This is a genomic window from Herbiconiux oxytropis (genome assembly GCF_024979315.1).
Lineage (GTDB): Bacteria > Actinomycetota > Actinomycetes > Actinomycetales > Microbacteriaceae > Herbiconiux > Herbiconiux oxytropis.
Window position 1 is genome coordinate 114589 of record NZ_JANLCK010000003.1, and the last position, 19143, is coordinate 133731.

At 70.0% G+C, this 19143-nt stretch carries 15 protein-coding genes; 4 read left to right on the forward strand and 11 right to left on the reverse strand.

Annotated elements, in window-relative coordinates:
• The first annotated feature begins 48 nt into the window (after positions 1-48).
• Positions 49-1503 carry an L-serine ammonia-lyase gene (locus N1028_RS06435; RefSeq protein WP_259526038.1) on the forward strand — a complete coding sequence of 485 codons (1455 nt, stop codon included), beginning with the start codon at positions 49-51 and terminating at the stop codon, positions 1501-1503.
• Positions 1504-1544: 41 nt separating this feature from the next.
• On the forward strand, positions 1545-2669 hold the full coding sequence (locus N1028_RS06440; protein WP_259526039.1) for an FUSC family protein: 1125 nt from the start codon (positions 1545-1547) through the stop codon (positions 2667-2669).
• Between the two features lie 16 nt (positions 2670-2685).
• Here the strand turns inward: N1028_RS06440 and trpS are convergent, their stop codons facing one another.
• From trpS to N1028_RS06495, 11 genes are all read right to left on the reverse strand, one after another.
• Entirely contained in the window at positions 2686-3699 is a 1014-nt protein-coding gene (gene trpS / locus N1028_RS06445; RefSeq protein WP_259526041.1) for a tryptophan--tRNA ligase, read from the reverse strand.
• 17 nt (positions 3700-3716) lie between these two features.
• Positions 3717-4553: an exodeoxyribonuclease III gene (locus N1028_RS06450; protein ID WP_259526043.1), complete on the reverse strand. Its 837-nt coding sequence runs from the start codon at positions 4551-4553 to the stop codon at positions 3717-3719.
• A 63-nt stretch (positions 4554-4616) separates the two neighbouring features.
• Entirely contained in the window at positions 4617-8843 is a 4227-nt protein-coding gene (locus N1028_RS06455; protein ID WP_259526044.1) for a PKD domain-containing protein, read from the reverse strand.
• Positions 8840-9487, reverse strand: a complete 648-nt coding sequence (locus tag N1028_RS06460) for a hypothetical protein (RefSeq protein WP_259526045.1) — start codon at positions 9485-9487, stop codon at positions 8840-8842. Before N1028_RS06460 ends, N1028_RS06455 begins: the two co-directional genes overlap by 4 nt.
• A gap of 98 nt (positions 9488-9585) precedes the next feature.
• Positions 9586-10800 carry a YhjD/YihY/BrkB family envelope integrity protein gene (locus N1028_RS06465; protein WP_259526047.1) on the reverse strand — a complete coding sequence of 405 codons (1215 nt, stop codon included), beginning with the start codon at positions 10798-10800 and terminating at the stop codon, positions 9586-9588.
• 137 nt (positions 10801-10937) lie between these two features.
• Positions 10938-11777, reverse strand: coding sequence for a PDDEXK-like endonuclease domain-containing protein (locus tag N1028_RS06470; protein ID WP_259526049.1), 840 nt, complete (start codon positions 11775-11777; stop codon positions 10938-10940).
• Between the two features lie 185 nt (positions 11778-11962).
• Positions 11963-12733, reverse strand: a complete 771-nt coding sequence (locus N1028_RS06475) for a succinate dehydrogenase iron-sulfur subunit (protein ID WP_259526050.1) — start codon at positions 12731-12733, stop codon at positions 11963-11965.
• Entirely contained in the window at positions 12733-14532 is a 1800-nt protein-coding gene (sdhA, locus tag N1028_RS06480; protein WP_259526052.1) for a succinate dehydrogenase flavoprotein subunit, read from the reverse strand. Before sdhA ends, N1028_RS06475 begins: the two co-directional genes overlap by 1 nt.
• A 21-nt stretch (positions 14533-14553) precedes the next feature.
• Positions 14554-15006, reverse strand: coding sequence for a succinate dehydrogenase hydrophobic membrane anchor subunit (locus tag N1028_RS06485; RefSeq protein ID WP_259526053.1), 453 nt, complete (start codon positions 15004-15006; stop codon positions 14554-14556).
• Entirely contained in the window at positions 15006-15428 is a 423-nt protein-coding gene (gene sdhC, locus N1028_RS06490) for a succinate dehydrogenase, cytochrome b556 subunit (RefSeq protein WP_259526556.1), read from the reverse strand. Before sdhC ends, N1028_RS06485 begins: the two co-directional genes overlap by 1 nt.
• Positions 15429-15626: 198 nt before the next feature.
• Complete coding sequence (locus N1028_RS06495) at positions 15627-16778, reverse strand: glycosyltransferase family 4 protein (RefSeq protein WP_259526054.1); 1152 nt, start codon at positions 16776-16778, stop codon at positions 15627-15629.
• A 162-nt stretch (positions 16779-16940) separates the two neighbouring features.
• On the opposite strand from N1028_RS06495, the gene N1028_RS06500 reads away from it, so the two are divergent.
• Entirely contained in the window at positions 16941-18062 is a 1122-nt protein-coding gene (locus tag N1028_RS06500) for a mannose-1-phosphate guanylyltransferase (protein ID WP_259526055.1), read from the forward strand.
• Between the two features lie 9 nt (positions 18063-18071).
• On the forward strand, positions 18072-19136 hold the full coding sequence (locus N1028_RS06505; protein WP_259526056.1) for a BMP family lipoprotein: 1065 nt from the start codon (positions 18072-18074) through the stop codon (positions 19134-19136).
• The last annotated feature ends 7 nt before the right edge of the window (positions 19137-19143 follow it).

A 19143-nucleotide genomic window follows, 5' to 3' on the forward strand; every position in this document is an offset into this window, starting at 1 on the left:
AGAGCGGAGAGGACTCGAGCGGCGCCCGCGCGCCGGAGACGGAGTCCCATGACGCTCAGCACCTTCGACCTGTTCTCTGTGGGCATCGGTCCGTCGTCGTCGCACACCGTGGGGCCCATGCGGGCCGCCTCCGCCTTCGCCGCCCTTCTCGTCGCCGAAGGGCGGCTGCCGGTGGTCGCCTCCGTGCGCGTCGACCTCTACGGATCGCTCGCCGCCACCGGCCGCGGGCACGGCACCTTCGGCGCGGTGCTGCTCGGGCTCGAGGGGCACCGGCCCGAGGAGATCCTCCCCGAGACCGTCGAGGCGCGGCGCTCGGCCATTGCGGCGTCCGGATGCGTGCTGCTGGGCGGGGAGCGCTCGATACCGCTCCGGGAGGACGACCTCGTGCTGCATCCGCTCACCGTGCTGCCCCGGCACAGCAACGCGCTGAGGTTCACGGCGGTCGCGGTCGGTGGCGAGGTGCTGGCGTCGGAGACGTACTACTCGGTGGGCGGTGGGTTCGTCGAGCGGGAGGGGGACATCGCCGATGGGGCGGCGGGTTCCGGTGAGGGTGACGTGCGCGTCGGTGCCGTGCCGTTCCCGTTCCGCACGGCCGCCGAGCTGCTGGGGCATTGCGCAGCCTCCGGATTGTCGTTCGCGGGCGTGATGCTCCGCAACGAGGTCGAGGTGTCCGGGTGCGACGAGGCCGAGGTGAGTCGTCGCCTCCTCGTCGTCCGCGACGTGATGGACGAGTGCGTGGCCACGAGCCTCGGCCGCACCGGGGTGCTCCCGGGCGGGCTGTCCGTGCGGCGGCGGGCCCCCGAGTGGCTGGCGCGGCTCGAGGCAGCCGATCCGCTCGGGGCACCGGAGTACTGGCAGGAGTGGGTGAACCTCGTGGCGCTCGCCGTGAACGAGGAGAACGCATCCGGCGGGCGGGTTGTGACGGCGCCCACGAACGGGGCCGCGGGCATCGTGCCCGCCGTGCTGCACTACGCGCGGAACTACCTGCGGCGGGGTGAAGGTGCGAGCGGCGGCGACGGCGCGGGCGGCGACGAGGGTGGCGCGGGCGCGGGGCTCAGCGCCGACGAGGTGTGCGTGCGGTTCCTGCTCGCAGCGGCCGCGGTGGGCGTGCTCTACAAGGAGCAGGCGTCGATCTCGGGGGCGGAGGTGGGCTGTCAGGGCGAGGTGGGCTCCGCGTCGTCGATGGCGGCCGCCGGTCTCGCCGAGGTGATGGGCGGCACCCCCGCGCAGGTCGAGAACGCCGCCGAGATCGCGATGGAGCACAACCTCGGGCTGACCTGCGATCCGATCGGCGGACTCGTGCAGATCCCGTGCATCGAGCGCAACGCGCTCGCCGCCGCGAAGGCCATCAACGCGGCGCGGATGGCGCTGTGGGGCGATGGCAGCCACCACGTGAGCCTCGACCAGGTGATCGCGACGATGCGCGAGACCGGGCGGGACATGAACTCGAAGTACAAGGAGACCTCACTCGGCGGACTCGCCGTCAGCGTCGTGGAGTGCTGAGTGCTGAGTGGTCGAGTGCTGCGCGGGGCTACGGTGGACGGGTGACCAGCCACGCCGCGAGCTCGAAGGGCAAGCCGGGGGCCGGCGCGCGCCTGGCCTCGGCGCTCCGCCGCACGCTCGCACCCGCCCGGGCGTTCCAGACCGCCCGCACGCCCCTGCTGCAGGTGCTGAAGACCGCAGCGGCCGCCGTGCTCGCCTGGATCGTGTGCTCGTTCGTGGCGCCGGGCCAGGTGCCGGTGTTCGGCGCGATCGCCGCGATCATCGTGGTGCAGCCGAGCGTCAATCAGTCGCTCAGCCGCGGCATCGAGCGGTCGATCGGCGTGATCGTGGGCGTGGTGGTGGCATACCTCTCGGCGCTCGTGCTCGGCTCCGCCGGGTGGGTCATCCTGGTGGCCATCGCCGTGTCGCTGCTCGTGGGCTGGGCGCTGCGGTTCCCGCAGTCCTCCACGGTGCAGATCCCGATCAGCGCGATGCTCGTGCTGGCGCTCGGGGCGCAGACGCCCGACTACGCGATCGCGCGGATCATCGAGACGGTGCTGGGGGCACTGATCGGCATCTTCATCAACTGGCTGATCGTGCCGCCCATCGCCCTGCAGCCCGCGCACGAGGCGATCGCGGCGCTCGGACGCGAGGTCGCGGCCACCATGGACGGCCTTGCCGCCGTGCTGAGCGGGCCCACCGACGAGGCCTACCGCTCGGGGCTGCTCGTGGAGGCGCGGCTGCTCCGGCCCATGCAGGCCAAGGCCGACGCGGCCATCACAGCGGCGGTCGAGAGCCTCCGCTTCAATCCGCGGCGCTCCAACCACCGCGAGCAGATCGACTCGGATCGGGAGCTGCTCGCGATGCTCGTGATCGTGGTCACCCGCGTGCTCGGCATGGCCAGGGCGCTCAACGACCGCTTCGACGACACGCTGCACCGCGAGCCGACGGCGCGGGCCATCGGCGAGGAGCTCCGGCGGGCCGCCCACGACCTCCGACTCGTGATGCAGCACTCGAACCTGCCGGTCGACGAGGAGGAGTCGCTCGGCGAGGACGAGCTCACGCTCACGGCGCCGCTGCAGACCATCGCGCCCGACCCGACCCACTGGATCCTGATCGGCTCGCTCCTCGAGGATCTCCGCCGCGTGCGCGAGGAGATCGTGGGAGCCTCGAGCGACCTCCGCTGACGCGGACCGGGTGCCGTCAGCGGCGGCGGGGGAGGAGCCCGACGCGGTCGTACACCGTGGCGAGGGTCTCCTCGGCCACCGCGTTCGCGCGGTCGGCGTTCACGGCGAGCAGCCGGTCGAGCTCGGCCGGGTCGTCGAGCAGCTCGAGGGTGCGGGCGCGGATCGGGCCGAGCGTCTCGGCGATCACCTCGGCCAGCGCCTTCTTGAGCGTGCCGTAGCCGCCGCCTGCGAACTCGGCCACCACGTCGTCGACGCTCCGGCCGGAGAGCATGGAGAAGACCGTGAGCAGGTTGGCCAGCCCCGGCTTGGCCTCGCGGTCGAAGCGCACCTCGCCGTCGGCATCCGTGACCGCGCGCATGATCTTCTTCGCGCTCACCGCGGGCTCGTCGAGCAGCCACACGATGCCGGCCGTCGACTCCGACGACTTCGACATCTTGGCCGTGGGGTTCTGCAGATCGAAGATCTTGGCCGTCTCCTTGAGGATGTACGGCCGCGGAATGCGGAAGGTCTCGCCGAAGCGGGAGTTGAAGCGGCCCGCGAGGTCACGGGTGAGCTCGATGTGCTGGCGCTGATCCTCACCCACCGGCACCTCGTGCGGCTGATAGAGCAGGATGTCGGCGGCCTGCAGGATGGGATAGGTGAACAGGCCCACCGAGGCGGCCTCCTGGCCCTGCTTGGCCGACTTGTCTTTGAACTGCGTCATCCGGGCGGCCTCGCCGAACCCGGTGAGGGTGTTGAGCACCCAGGCGAGCTCGGCGTGGGCCGGCACGTGCGACTGCACGAACAGCGTGGAGGCCGAGGGGTCGATGCCGGCGGCGATGTACTGCGCGGCCGTGCGGCGGGTGTTGGTGCGGAGCGCCTCGGGATCCTGCGGCACCGTGATGGCGTGCAGATCGGCCAGGAAGAAGAAGGCGTCGTGGCTCTGCTGAAGCTCTTTCCAGCTGAGCAGGGCGCCGATGTAGTTGCCGAGGTGCAGGGAGTCGGCGGAGGGCTGCATGCCGGAGAGCAGGCGGGGCTTCGGTTCGTTCATGGGGTGCGGTTCCTGGTTCAGAGTGCGTAGTCGACGACGACGGGGGCGTGGTCACTCCACCTGGTGTCCCACGCATCGGCCTTGTCGATGGTGTACGAGGTGGCGGTGGCGGCGAGTTCGGGGGTGGCGAGCTGGTAGTCGATGCGCCAGCCCGTGTCGGTGTCGAAGGCCTTGCCCCGCTGCGACCACCACGTGTAGGGCCCCTCCACCTCACCGGCGAAGCGGCGGCCCAGGTCGACCCAGCCGAGTCCGGCTCCGGCGTTGTAGCCCTCCTCGCCCTCGGCTCCCACGATCCTGTCGAAGTAGGCGCGCTCCTCGGGCAGGAACCCGGCCTTCTTCTGGTTGCCCTTCCAGTTCTTGATGTCGAGGGTGCGGTGGCCCACGTTGAGGTCGCCCACCACGAGCGCGAGCGGGCTGTGCGCCTGCATGGCGGGCAGGCGCTCGAGCATGGCGTCGAGGAATCTGATCTTCTCGACCTGCTTGGGCGTGCCGACCTCGCCGGAGTGCACGTAGGCCGACACCACGGTGACCACCTGGCCCTCCCACTCGTAGTCGGCCTCGAGCCAGCGCCCGGCGCTGTCGAACTCGTCGGGCCCGAGCACCACCCGGTGGATCGACGCGGCATCGCGGCTCGCGATGGCCACACCGGCCCGGCCCTTCGCCGTGGCGGGATCGTGCAGGATGTTCCACTCGGGGCCGAGGAGGTTCTCCAGGTCTTCCGTGGCGGCGCGCACCTCCTGCAGGGCCAGGATGTCGACGTCACGCTTCTCCAGCCACTCGCCCATGCCCTTCCGGAACGCGGCACGGACGCCGTTGACGTTGACGGATGCGACTCTGAGGGGCTTGCGGGGCATGCGGCAAGCTTACCGGCGGCCACCGACACCGAGCGCGGTGCCGGTGGCCCTCGGCGGGACCGCTCAGACCGCGCAGACGGTCGCTGCGGCCAGCACGGTCACGGACCCCGTGGCGAAGCCCGCGACGGCCGGCGCCTCGAGCCGGAAGGCGAGGGCGCCTGGCGGCGTGCCGGGCGGCACCGTCACGCGCAGGCGGAGCAGACCCTCGGCGTCGACGACCGCGGAGTAACGGCCCTCCGCCGCCGCCCACGTGAAGGAGACGACGGTTCCCGGGGCGAGTCCGGATGCGCTCACCGTGATCGCCTCGCCCTGCACCACATCGGCGCGGTCGGCGGTGACGTCGAACTCCGTCCAAGCGACCTCGGCCTCGCTCACCACGACGGTCGCCGTGGCGACGGAAGCGCGACCGCGCTCGTCGGTGACGGTGAGCGTGATCGTGTACTCGCCTTCGGCCTCGTAGACGTGCGGCACGACGGACTCGCTGCCGGACACCACGGCGGTGCCGTCGCCGAAGTCGAACGAATAGACCGGCGACGCGCCCTCGTAGAGGCTGGCGCTCGCGTCGAACGAGGTGGCGACTCCGGGAACGACCGCACCCGACCAGGCGACGTGAGGACTCGGAGCGGTGCTCGCATCCTCGATCGCGGCGATGATCTCGTCGCCGACCTCGGAGGCGCCCGAGATGTCGGCGACGGTGCCGCCGCTCGCCGCGGCGAGCGGGTTCAGCTGCTCGGTGAGCTGGCCGTCAGAGCTCAGCCCGTAGAGTCCGACCGGGAGACCCGTGGCCTCGGCGAGCGGGACGGCCCCGGAGAGGGCTGAGACGCCGCCGCCCGTGCCCTCGCCGGCCAGGCCCTCGGTTCCGGGGCAGACGGGCAGCGCTGGTCCACCGATGATGTTGCCGGCGCCGTTCTGACAGACCGAGGCGGTGCCCGCCAGGAAGCCGGCGATCTGAGCTCCCGTGAAGGCCGTGTGCACCTCGGGATCGTGCGAGGGTGCATCGCCCATCACGACCATGGCGCGCGCGGCCGAGGAACGCCACTCCTCGGTGAGGGCCGTGGCCACGCCCGAGTAGACGGCTTCGGGGAGGTCGCCGCCGCCCGAGGCGTAGAGCGTCGACAGCGCCGAGTCGAGCGAGGCGAGATCGCTCGTGAGCGGCTGCACCGTGCGGGCGATGAACTCGTCTCCGTAATCGCGGTACTCCACGAGCCCCACCCTGGCGCTCTTCGCTGTCGAGGCGAGCTTGCCGGCGATGGTGCGGGCGTTGTCGACGGCAGCCGAGATGTAGCTGCCCATCGAACCCGTGGTGTCGATGACGAACATCAGGTCGATGGCCTCACGGACCGTGCCGCCGCCGTCCTCCCCCGGGACCGGCCCGGACGAGCCCCCGCCCGAGCCGCCGTCTACCGGCGGATCGGTGTCCGGCGTCACCCCGAAGGTCTTGCTGAGCTTCAGCAGTACGAACTTGTAGGTGACCTCGCCGAGCGTCCAGTCCAGGAGGGTGATGTTGAACACCGGCACCTCGACCACCAGGGCGAGCCCTGCGGCGATCTTCACGTAGACCTCGACTGCGGCCGTGAGCGTGCCCGCCGAGCTGCCTTCGACCGACACGGATGCGCCCAGCAGGAACGACATCGACACCTCCGGTCCGGCCGCGCCATACAGGAGCGCCGACGCCGAGAACCTGGGGCCGAATGACGCGTCGAGCGCACCCCCGCCCGTCACCTCGTCGTCGTAGGTCGCGATCTGGGGGTCGCCCTTGGTGCCGCTCGGAGCCTCGTCGATCTTCGTGCACGTGCCGTCGAGGCACTGCACGCCGATCTTCTTCTCGACCTTCTCGGACATGGAGTACTGCAGGTTGGCCGTCGCGGTGACCGAACCCGTGAGCGCGAGCGACACGCTCGGGCTGACGTAGACGGGAATGCCGAGATACACCGTGATGCCCGGGAAGTAGTACTTGGCGATGTCGCGTTCGAACTTCTTGAGCGACTGTGAGACGGAGGCTTCGAGGTAGATCGCGATCTCGCTCTTCACCTCACTCGAGAGTGTGAACGACGTCTCGAAGTTCAGGTGCGGCTTCGGGATCGCCCACGACCAGGTGACCCAGACCTCCGCCGAGATCGAGAGCGTCGCCGTCGTCGACTGCGAGGCTTCGAGGTAGAAGCCGCCCTCGACCTTGACCTTCGCCTTGGTCTTCTTGCCGTCGGTCTTCGAGGAGTCCTCGGTGCTGTCCGACTCCTTCATGTAGCCGAGCTTGATCGCACTGCTCATGGTCTTGGAGGCAGAGACCTCCCCGCCCACGACCGAGGGAACGGCCTTCCCTGCGGTGGCGGAACGGCTTTCGAGCGACGACGCGGCCGGGCGGTCGCCCTCGGCGGACCCGCCCTCCGTGATCTCCTCGCCGTCCGTGAGCTCGACCATGTCCGTGTCGTCGACGGCCGTGTCGTCGACCCAGGCCGCGAGGCCGTCACCGGCGACGATCTCGTCGACTCCGGCAGCCGCCGCCTCCGTGACCTCGACCACGGCCGTCGGGGTCTCACCTGCGCCGAGCTGGAACTCCTGATCGGCCTTCGCCTGCACGACGACGTCTGTGATGACGGCGGACTCGGTGTGCAGCACCGTGCCCGTCGCCGTGCGGTCGACGGCCACGATCTTCCGCAGGAAGCCCTGAGGAGCATTCGGGATGGCAGAGGCGACGAGGTAGTCGCCGGCACCCACCGTGAGGTCGCAGACCACGACCACCGTGTCGGCGGTCACGGCCGTGACCGCGATGGCGACCGGATCGTCGAGGATCTGCACGTCGTCGACGATCACTGTCTCGCCCTCGTCCGGCAGCACCACGTCGAGGTCGATGCTCGTGCGCGCCGTCGTGCCGTCGCGATCCGTGGCGACCACCTCGAAAGTCCGTTCGCCCGAGGTGGGGACGGCGGTGTCGAGGCTCCAGGAGGTTCCCTCCGGAGTCTGGCGCACGGCCGCCGAGCCGATCAGGGTGTCACCGGAGCGCACGGTGACCGTGGCGATGGTGCCGCCGTCGACCTTCAGGCCGCCCTCGAGGGCGATCACACCGCCGGTCTCAGCGAGGTCGACCCGATCGCCGGATCCGTGACTGGTCACGGTGACCGCCAGTTCGTCGGATGCCGTGGTGGCTTCACCGAGGATGCCCGCGACAACGACGGCGCCGGCGGTGAACGAACCGCGCTTGGTCGACAGAGCCGAGTCCTCCCCGAGGAGCACGAGCTGAGGAGCGGCACCCGCCGCGCCGTCGACGAGGACGCCGTTGCTGCGACCGGACGCCCCGGTGTCGGGGGTGAGTGCGCTGCGCTCCGGGGCGCCTGCGGCCCAGACCAGCGCGAGTGCGTGGGCGGCTTCCGCGAGTCCGGCGGTGGAGACCGGGGAAGGGGCGCCTGCAGACACCTTCACCCGTTGCGGATCGGATGCGGGGGCGGGGACCAGGCTGCCGGCGACGTTCGCGGGCAGGATCTCGCCGAGTGGGCCCTGCGGGGCGTCGCCCATGTAGCCGCGCACGGTGAGGGCGATCGACAGCGACTCCGGACCCGAGATCGAGATGTCACCGTCGGCGTCGGGGAAGGCGATCGTGGAGATGGTGTCGCCGCCGCGCACCGGGAGCGCGAGTCCGCCGAGCTCGAGGGTTCCGGATGCCGTGCTGTCGCCGTGCACGGCCGCGGTCACGAACACTCCGCGGACATCGGTGCTCGGCACACCGCCGAGGCCGACCACGCCGATGCTGACGCCCGTCGCGCCGAGGGGGAGCGGGCCCTCCTGCGGGGTGCGGAGCACGGGCATCGGCAGTGCCACGAGCGAGCCGGGCAGCTGGGCAGCCGACGCGAAGACGGCGATGGTCTCGACGCGCACGTCGACCGGCGTCGTGGCCTGCAGCGCGAAGGAGCCGTCCCCGGTGAGCGGAACGAGCACGGTCGTGCTGCCGGAAGCGCCGGCGGAGAGACGCAGCGCTTCGGCGCCGGATGCGGAGACGGCTGTGGCGGCGGCGGGCTCGAGACCGGTGAGGCGCACGAGTGCCGAGGCCGGGGCGGGGCCGGTGGGTGTGCCGGGCGTGACATCGATCTGCACCGGATCCGAGCCCAGGGTGCTGCCCACGGACAGCTGCGAGTCGACCACGGGGACCGACGGGGCGATCGCGGTGTACCCGGCCGTCGCCGCCGGAGGTACGGGGGACGCGGCGGCGGCACTCGCCGCGAGGCCTCCCGTGCCGAGGACGGAGCCCGCGACCACAGCGGCTGCGGTGGCGGACGCGAGCAGAGAGAGCCGCTTCATCGCGTGCTCCTCTCGCCGGTGCGGCGCGTTCGCGCCAGCATCAGTGCGCCGCCGGCGGCGAGCAGGAGAGCCAGCACGACGAAGGGAGCGACCGCTGCCCCCGTGTCGGCGAGGTCGCCGCCGCGCGAACCGGCCGGGCGAGAAGTGCCCGGGTCGGTGATGTCGGAGGGGACAGGCTCTCCGTCGCCGGGGATCGTTCCCGGATCGGTGTCGGGGTTGGCCGAGAGGGGGACCTGCGCCCCGACGACTGCCAGCACCACGCCGGAGGCGTCGACGACCGTGATCGAGACGTCGGGAGTGATGGCGATCGTGGAGCTCACGTAGACGGACGTGGCCCCAGGGGTCACGGGCACGACAGCTCCCGCGCCGAAGCTCGTGGGCGAGACCGGCACGCCCGCTGTCGAGGCCTGCTCGATCACGAGGCTGAGCGCGGATGCCTGGGTGCCGCCCGATTCCACATCGATCCAGGCGGAGACCCCCTCGGCGGGGACGACCACATCGAACCGTGCCACGGAGACGGGCTCGGGCAAGGCGGCTGCTCCGGCAGCGGCGATACCGCCGGAACCCGTGAGACCGGCGAGAGCCACCGCGACCGCGATCGTGCGGAGTGCAGTGCGCAGGCGCGTTCGAGCGCGTGTTTCCATCGTGTCTTCCCCCATCGCCGTCCCCCAGAACGTCGTCGGGTCACACTCTATTCGACAACTGAAGTCGTGCGCGACACGGGTGCACGACTGCGTGCCGCTCAGCGCTTCTTGGCCAGCTCCACCTTCTCGGCCTGGTCGAGGTCGTCGAGCTTCTCGAGCTTCTTGCGCAGGCGACGGCGTTGCAGGCCGCTCGTCTTCGCCATCTGCTCCTGCAGGCGCTCCCGCTCGGCAGACACCAGCACGTCGCGGGCTTCCGCCACGCGGCGTTCCCTGTCGTTCTCGATCTCCTCGGGGCTGAGCGAGCGGGGGTCGATCCCTGCGTCGTCCATGCCGACCGCGATCCAGGTCGCCGAGATCAGGATGACCCGGCAGACGAGGTTGAGGAAGATCATGATGCCGATGATCACCGCGAAGGACGCCAGCAGCGGGTTCGACGTCGCTCCGCCGAGCAGCTGCGTGCCGAGGATCTTCAGCACGCCGAGCGCCGCACCACCGATGGCGGCACCGGCGAACAGCCGCTTCTTCGGGATCTTCACGCCCGAGAGCACCCGGAAGGCGCCCGCCAGCACGAGCGAGTCGAACACGAACACCACGAGCACGCCCACGAGCCACGCCACGAAGAGGGCGAAGGGGGAGCGGGTGTCGATCCCCAGCAGGCCGAAGGCGAAGGAGAGGCCCTGGTTGCTCACGAGGCTCACGACGGCCGACAGCACGATGGCCACACCGAAGGTGAGTGCCAGGCCGAGATCTTTCACCTTGAGCAGGATGAACAGGGTCTTCGGCGGCTCCAGCACGAACAGGCGCCGGATGGAGTCCCGCGTCGACGCAAGCCAGCCGATCGCGGTCAGGATCAACCCCACGAGGGCGATGGCTCCGGTCCAGCCGAGAATCCTCGCCTCCATCAGGGCGTCCGGATCGATCGCACCGCCCTCGCCGATCAGGCCCGGGATGGCGTTGCCGAGCTGCGCCACGATCGAGTCGAGCAGCGCCGGGTTGCCGGCGAGCACGATCCCGAAGATCGAGAAGCCCACCCAGATGCCCGCGAAGATGGCGAAGACGGCCTGGAACGACATCCCTGAGGCCATGATCTCGCCGCCACTCGCGCCGAACCTCAGGAACACCCGCACCGGCTTGAGCTGCATCACCCACGCGATCAGCTTCGCGATGCCGGTGGGCGGCTTCTCGGGCCCCTCGTCCTTCTTCGCCACCTCGATCGCCGGAGGCGCACCCGCCGCGACCTTCGTGGTGGCCCTGTCGTCGTCGACCGCCGTGTTCCCGCTGCCGGAGCCCGACTTCCCACGCACCTCGCTCATGTTCCCAGCCTGTCACGCCCGCCCCCTTCCCGCCCGGCTGCTTCCCGGAGAAGTCGGCGGGGAAATCGCCGGCCGGTGGGAAACGACGGACCAGAGGCTCCTGTTCCCAGCGAGGCTCCGTCGTCTGCACCCGGGCCTCACAGCACGAGGGCGGCACGGACGGCCGCCAGGCACGAGGCCCAGTCGAAGAGCACCTGAGAGTAGCTGAAGTGCAGCACGCGGTACCCCAGTCGCGTCAGTTCGGCGGCCCGCCGTCGATCCCGCTCGAACGCGGCAGGATCATCGTGGAACTCCCTTCCGTCGATCTCCACCACCACCCGGTCGCCCACGAGCAGATCCACGCGGTACCGGCCGATCCGCACCTGCGGGCGTACTTCCAGCCGTGCTTCGAGCAGGCGGCAGCGCGCGACGGACTCGACGCCGGACTCGGCGCGCGGATCGACTCGTGCCAGTGCCCGGACCAACCGGGGTGCGCCCTCGAACGAACGCGACAGCTCCCAGGTGGTGCCGACCCCGATCCGGAGTGCCGAGTCGAGGACCGCCACCACGAACGCGGAGTCGAGTTCGACTGGCATATGCCGGATGACGAGCGGCACAGGCAGCGGTTCGTGCAGCCGGGAGAGCCGCGATGGCTGCGCACGCCAGTGCACGACCACGTCGGCCCGGGGCGCGAGCGGCGCACCCGAATCCGGATCTCGTAAGGCTCGGGCATGTGCGCCCACCGCCACGTGCAGCCGTTCGTCGCCGGGCGGACACCAGAGCCCCCGATCGCGGAGGGCTGAGTACGAGGTCAGCCGGCCGCCGACCCTGGCCGCCCGCACCTGCTCGCGCGGCGCATCCGGACGCGCGTACACCCCGTGGCGAACTCGCACCAGCCGGCCGGTCCGCACCTCGCGGGACAGGAGCTTCTCACTGAGGCCGAGTGAGCGCAGCACTGCGGTGTCGGCTACGGCGGGCAGCGGCCCCAAGTGTTCCATGCCGCCAGGATGCCCCGCCGACGGCCCAGCCCGGACCGAGCCAGGAGATCAGGGGAGGGAGCCCTCCGTCACCCCACCTGTGCAGGAGAAGTCGACCCCGGAGACGACGGAGAAAAGGGCGCCCGGGCGGAAACGACGGAGCCCCAACCCCCGAAGGGGCTGGGGCTCCGTCGACTCCGCCGAGCCTACGGCTTGCCGCGCATGATGGCCTGCTTGACCTCGGCGATGGCCTGCGTCACCTGGATGCCGCGGGGGCAGGCATCCGTGCAGTTGAAGGTCGTGCGGCAGCGCCACACGCCCTCCTTGTCGTTCAGGATGTCGAGGCGCGTCGAGGCCGCCTCGTCGCGCGAGTCGAAGATGAACCGGTGCGCGTTCACGATCGCGGCGGGCCCGAAGTACTGCCCGTCGGTCCAGAACACGGGGCACGACGAGGTGCACGCGGCGCAGAGGATGCACTTGGTGGTGTCGTCGAAGCGGGCGCGGTCGGCGACCGACTGGATGCGCTCCTTGTCCTTCGGCGGCGCCGTGTTCGACTGCAGGAACGGCTGCACCTCGCGGAACGACTCGAAGAACGGGTCCATGTCGACGATGAGGTCCTTCTCCAGCGGCAGGCCCTTGATGGCCTCCACGTAGATGGGCTTCGTGATGTCGAGGTCCTTGATGAGCGTCTTGCAGGCCAGACGGTTGCGGCCGTTGATGCGCATCGCATCCGACCCGCAGATGCCGTGGGCGCAGGAGCGGCGGAAGGTCAGCGACCCGTCCTGCTCCCACTTGATCTTGTGCAGCGCGTCGAGGATGCGGTCGGTCGCGAACATCTGCACGTCGAAGTCCTGCCATCTCGGCTCGGAATCCACGTCGGGGTCGAATCGGCGGATGATCAGCGTCACGGTGAACGCCTCGATGGGGGCCTCGGGAGCCGGGCCGCCCGCAGGGGCCTCGTCAACGACCAGGGTCATCAGTACTTCCTCTCCATCGGCTGGTAGCGCGTGATCACGACGGGCTTCCAGTCGAGCCGGATGTGATCGGCGGCGTCGCTCGAGTGAGGGTCACCCGAGAGGTACGCCATGGTGTGCTTCATGTACTTGTCGTCGTCGCGCTTCGGGAAGTCGTCGCGCATGTGGCCACCGCGTGACTCCTGGCGGTTGCGCGCCGAGAACACGACCACCTCGGCGAGGTCGAGCAGGAAGCCCAGCTCGATCGCCTCGAGCAGGTCGGTGTTGAACCGCTTGCCCTTGTCCTGCACCTGGATGTTGCGGTACCGGTTGCGGAGGCCGTGGATGGTCTCGGTGACCCGGGCCAGCGACTCGTCGGTGCGGAACACCTGCGCGTTCTTGTCCATCTCGTCCTGCAGCTCCTTGCGGATCGCGGAGATGCGCTCGGTGCCGGTGCCGGCCCGCAGCGAAGCCACGAGCGACACGATGGCGCCCGCGGGGTCGGGAGGCAGCGGCGTGAAGTCGACGGTCTGCACGTACTCCGCGGCGTTGTTGCCCGAGCGCTTGCCGAACACGTTGATGTCGAGCAGCGAGTTGGTGCCGAGACGGTTCGAGCCGTGCACCGACACGCAGGCGCACTCGCCGGCGGCGTAGAGGCCGGGCACCACGGTGTCGTTGTCCGAGAGCACCTCGGCCTTGATGTTCGTGGGGATGCCGCCCATAGCGTAGTGCGCGGTGGGCATCACGGGAACAGGCTCGACCACCGGGTCGACGCCCAGGTAGGTGCGGGCGAATTCGGTGATGTCGGGGAGCTTGGTCTCGAGCACCTCGGCGCCCAGGTGCGTGCAGTCCAGCAGCACGTAGTCCTTGTGCGGCCCGGCGCCCCGGCCCTCTGCGACCTCCTGCACCATGCACCTAGCCACGATGTCGCGGGGCGCGAGGTCTTTGATGGTGGGGGCGTAGCGCTCCATGAAGCGCTCGCCCGAGGCGTTGCGGAGGATGGCACCCTCGCCTCGCGCTCCCTCGGTGAGGAGGATGCCGAGACCTGCGAGCCCGGTGGGGTGGAACTGGAAGAACTCCATGTCCTCGAGCGGCAGGCCCTTGCGCCAGATGATGCCGACGCCGTCGCCCGTGAGGGTGTGGGCGTTCGAAGTGGTCTTGTAGATCTTGCCGAAGCCGCCGGTCGCGAAGATCACGGCCTTGGCCTGGAAGACGTGGATCTCACCGGTCTTGAGCTCGAACGCCACGACGCCGGAGGGCTTGTCGACCCCGTCGACCTTCGTCATCACGAGGTCGAGCACATAGAACTCGTTGAAGAAGTTGATGCCGAGCTTGACGCAGTTCTGGAACAGCGTCTGCAGGATCATGTGACCGGTGCGGTCGGCCGCGTAGCAGGCTCGGCGCACGGGCGCCTTGCCGTGGTCGCGGGTGTGCCCGCCGAAGCGGCGCTGGTCGATCTTGCCCTCGGGCGTGCGGTTGAACGGCAGGCCCATGTTCTCGAGGTCGATGACCGCGTCGATGGCCTCCTTGGCGAGGATCTCCGCCGCGTCCTGGTCGACGAGGTAGTCGCCGCCCTTGACGGTGTCGAAGGTGTGCCACTCCCAGTTGTCCTCCTCGACGTTGGCGAGGGCGGCGGCCATGCCGCCCTGCGCCGCGCCGGTGTGGGACCGGGTGGGGTAGAGCTTCGAGATCACGGCGGTCTTGGCCTTGGGGCCCGCCTCGATCGCCGCGCGCATGCCGGCGCCGCCGGCGCCCACGATCACGATGTCGAACTGGTGGTAGTGCACGCCGTCGACGACGGCACCATCTTCGTATTGGGTCACGGATTCACTCACGCTCGGGGACTACTGGTTGACGGGGCAGAACGACGGCAGCAGATCGGCCGGCGAGCCCGCGGGGCACGGATCGAAGGTGAAGACCACGAGGGTTCCCAGGGTGATCAGGGTCACGGCCGAGACCGCGATGGCGCCGAGCAGGATCTTCCGCACGAGCGGACGCGTCGAGTAGTCGTTCACGATCGTGCGCATGCCGTTGGAGCCGTGGATGAGGGCGAGCCAGAGCATCAGCGTGTCCCACACCTGCCAGAACGGGTCGCTCCACTTTCCGCCCACGAAGGCGAAGTCGATGGCCTTGATGCCGTCGCCCACCATGAGGTTCACGAAGAGGTGCCCGAAGATCAGGATGAGGAGCACGACGCCCGAGGCGCGCATGTAGATCCAGCCCCACTTCTCCCAGTTCACGCCTCGGTTGCGGCGCACGGAGTGCGGGGCGCGGGGGGTCTCGATCGTCGTCGCCATCAGTGACCTGCTCCCGGGAGGTGGCTGAACACATTGATCAGGTGGCGCGGGGTGAACGCCAGCATCGTGACGACCCAGACGCCGATGACGATCCAGAACATCTGACGGTGGTACTTCGCGCCCTTCGACCACAGGTCGATCAGGATGATGCGGATGCCGTTGAACGCGTGGAACGCGATAGCACCGACCAGGGCGACTTCGCCGAGGCCCATGATCGGGTTCTGGTAGGTCGAGATGACCGCGTTGTAGGCCTCCGGCGCCACCCGCACCATCGCGGTGTCGAGGATGTGGACGAGTAGGAAGAAGAAGATCGCTACGCCGGTGATGCGGTGCAGGACCCAGGACCACATGCCTTCACGGCCGCGGTACAGAGTTCCGGCGGGCCGCCTCGGCGTCATCGTTCCTGCCGAATTCTCAGGCATGAACAACCCTCCTTGGCTTAGATAGAGCTCGCCATCGCCCCCACTGCGGATGGTGAGAACCCGATGCGCGACCATGGGCAGTCTATGTCGAGTTCGGCGAACCCGCTTGTAAGGCACGCCTAACTTGTATACAGCCCCGCGAGGGCAGCCCTCCCGCACAAACACAAGCCGGGAAGGCTACCGCATACGGTCTTGTATTCAGACGTGTGAGCCGACCGGAGTGCGGCGGCGGGCGGCGCGGGCCGCGATCACCGCCTGGTAGTGGCCGAGCAGTTCGTCGCAGACCGACGACCACGATGTGCCGATGACGGTGCGCCGCCCCGCCTCGCCCATCCGCATCCGGAGTTCGGGATCGACGACGAGCGAGGCCACCCGCAGGGCGAAGTCGCGGTCGTCGTCCGGATCGAAGAGGTAGCCGTTCTCGCCGTGCCGCACGAGGTCGATCGGGCCGCCTGCGGCGGGGGCGATGACCGGGAGGCCGGCCGCGTGCGCCTCCTGCAGTGTCTGGCCGAAGGTCTCCTCCGTGCCGGTGTGGGCGAACACGTCGAAGCTCGCGTAGGCATCCGCCAGCTGTTCGCCGGAGAGCCGGCCGAGGTAGGTCACGGGCATTCCGCGCAGGAGCTTGCGCACCGACGCGTCGGAGGGGCCGTCGCCCACGATCGCGAGGTGGATGCCGGGGATGCCACGGAGGGCCGCGAATCGCTCGAGGCCCTTCTCGGGTGCGACGCGGCCGACGTAGCCGACGACGACGTCACGGCCGTTCGAGGAGAGGAGGGAGCGCAGAGCCGCCGCGGCCGGGCGGGTGCGGTGGTTCGGGTGGTAGCGGTCGAGGTCGACGCCGCGGCCCCAGAGCTCGATGCGCTGCACGCCGGCGCCCTCGAGGTCGTTCCGCGAGGAGGTGGAGGGGGCGAGAGTGCGGTCGGCGCCGTCGTGGATCCAGCGCACGAAGCGCCAGGCGAGCTTCGAGGCCGAGCCGAGCCGGTTGCGACGGGCGTAGCCCGCGACATCCGTCTGGAAGATCGCGACCGAGGGGATGTCCTGCCGGTTGGCGGCCGCGATGGCCTGCGCGCCGAGGAGGAAGGGGGAGGCCGCGTGCACGACATCGGGGCGGAAGCGCCCGATCAGTCGTGCCAGCTGCGCGTTCGGGATGCCCACCGGGAACTGGCGGTAGGCCACCGCGGGCACCTGGTGCACGGGGAATCCCCGGTAGTGCGAGGGCGAGCCCGCGGCCGGGCAGATCACCATCGCCTCGTGGCCGTTGTCGGCGAGGTGGTCGAGCACCTTGCAGACACTGCCGGTCACTCCGTTGACGGTCGGTAGGAAACTCTCACTGACGATGGCAACACGCATGAAGCGCCTCCGGTGTGGGTGCGACCCTGTCGGCTCGGGCTGAGCCCGGTCACGGCTCCACCGTAGGAATCACGGGTGCCCGGAGGGTGCACGGAGGGTGACGGGAGGGTTCTCGGTGGGCGAACGTCAGGGGGTTCAGACCCCCTGTATAGGCTGTGCCCCATGAAGACCACCCCCTCCGCGCTCGGCCGTCTCTACAGCGTCATCCCGGCGGGCGGCATCGGATCGCGGTTGTGGCCGCTCTCCCGGGCCGACGCCCCGAAGTTCCTGCACGACCTGAGCGGTTCGGGCCAGAGCCTGCTGCGCGACACGTGGGAGCGCCTGGCCCCCCTCTCGGGCGAGCAGCGGATCATGGTGGTCACCGGCCGCGCCCATCGCGCCGCCGTGGAGGAGCAGCTGCCGCACCTCGCCGACCTCAACGTGGTGCTCGAGTCGGAACCGCGCGACTCCACCGCCGCCATCGCCCTCGCCGCCGCCATCCTCGAGCGCCGTGAGCCCGGCGTCATCATCGGCTCCTTCGCCGCCGACCACGTGATCGCCAACCCCGAGCGCTTCCGCTCGGCAGTGATGCAGGCCGTCGCCGTGGCCGACGAGGGCTACATCGCCACGATCGGCATCACGCCCACCGATCCCGCCGTGGGCTTCGGCTACATCCGCTGCGCCGAGCCGCTCTCGGTGGAGGGCGCCGAGGCGGCCCTCCGCGTGGACAACTTCGTGGAGAAGCCCGATCTGCCGACGGCCCGCAAGTACCTCAAGGCAGGCAACTACCTCTGGAACGCCGGCATGTTCATCGCCCGGGCCGACCGCCTGCTCGAGCAGCTCGGCGCCTCCGAGCCCGAGCTGCTGGCCGGGGTGCTCGAGCTCGCCGAGGCCTGGGACACTTCCAGGCGCGGCGAGGTCGTCGACAAGGTCTGGCCCACCCTCAAGAAGATCGCGATCGACTACTCGGTCGCCGAGCCGGCCGCGGCCGCGGGCATCCTCGCCGTCATCCCGGGCGACTTCGACTGGGACGACGTGGGCGACTTCGCCTCCATCGCCAAGCTGCACAGCTCGGGACGCGGCACCGATCTCGCCATCCTGGGCAAGAACGCCCGGGTGCTGGCCGACTCCTCCACCGGCATCGTGGTGTCGCACTCCAAACGCGTGATCAGCCTCATCGGTGTGACCGACATCGTCGTGGTCGACACCCCGGATGCGCTCCTGGTCACGACCAGCGAGCACGCTCAGCGGGTCAAGTCGGTCGTCGACGCGCTGCGCGCCGGTGGATCCGGAGATGTTCTCTAGAATTCGAGGATGAGAAGAAGCACCCTCACCGCCGGGATCCTGTCCGGGGCCGTGGCCCTCGTCCTCGCAGGGTGCGCTCCTGCGCCCTCCGCCCCCACCGGCGGCGCCGACGCGGGTGGAGACTACTGCGCGCGGATGGTGACGAATTCGGGCGGGCTCGAGGACCGCTCCTTCAACCAGTCCAGCTGGGCCGGCCTGCAGGAGGCCCAGGAGGAGTTCGGCATCGACGCGCAGGTGCTCGTCTCGACCGGCGAGACCGACCTCGCCCCCAACGTCACGCAGGCTGTCGACAGCGGCTGCACGTTCGTGCTCACCGTGGGCTACGAGCTCGCCGACGCCACCCTCGAGGAGGCCGGGAACTTCCCGGACACCCACTTCGCCATCGTCGACGAGACGGTCGACGCTCCCAACGTCAAGCCGATCGTCTTCGACACCGCGCAGGCCTCGTACCTCGCGGGCTACCTCGCCGCCGGTGTCTCCAAGACGGGCGTCGTGGCCACGTTCGGGGGCGGCAACCAGCCCCCGGTCACCCTGTTCATGGACGGCTTCGTCGACGGCGTCGCCAAGTACAACGAGGTGCACGGCACCCAGGTGCGGGCGCTCGGCTGGGACAAGGCGGCCCAGGACGGCGTGTTCACGGGCGACTTCGAGGACATCAACAAGGGCAAGACCGTCACCCAGGGCTTCCTCGACCAGGGCGCCGATGTCATCCTGCCGGTCGCCGGTCAGGTGGGGGAGGGCGCGGCGTCAGCGGTGCTCGAATCCGGATCGGCGTCGCTCATCTGGGTCGACAACGACGGCTACGAGACACTGCCGGCCGAGTACCGCCCCGTGGTGCTCACGAGCGTGCTGAAGAACACCGGCGACGCCGTGGTGCAGATCGTCGGCGACGACATCGATGGCGAGTTCTCGGCCGACCCCTACATCGGCACGCTCGAGAACGAGGGCGTGGCGCTCGCACCCTTCCACGACCTCGAGGCTTCTGTGCCGGAGGAGCTGCGCGCCGAGATCGAGGCCCTGCAGGCCGAGATCGTGGCCGGCGGCATCGTGGTGGACTCCCCGAGCGCTCCCTGACGTTTCA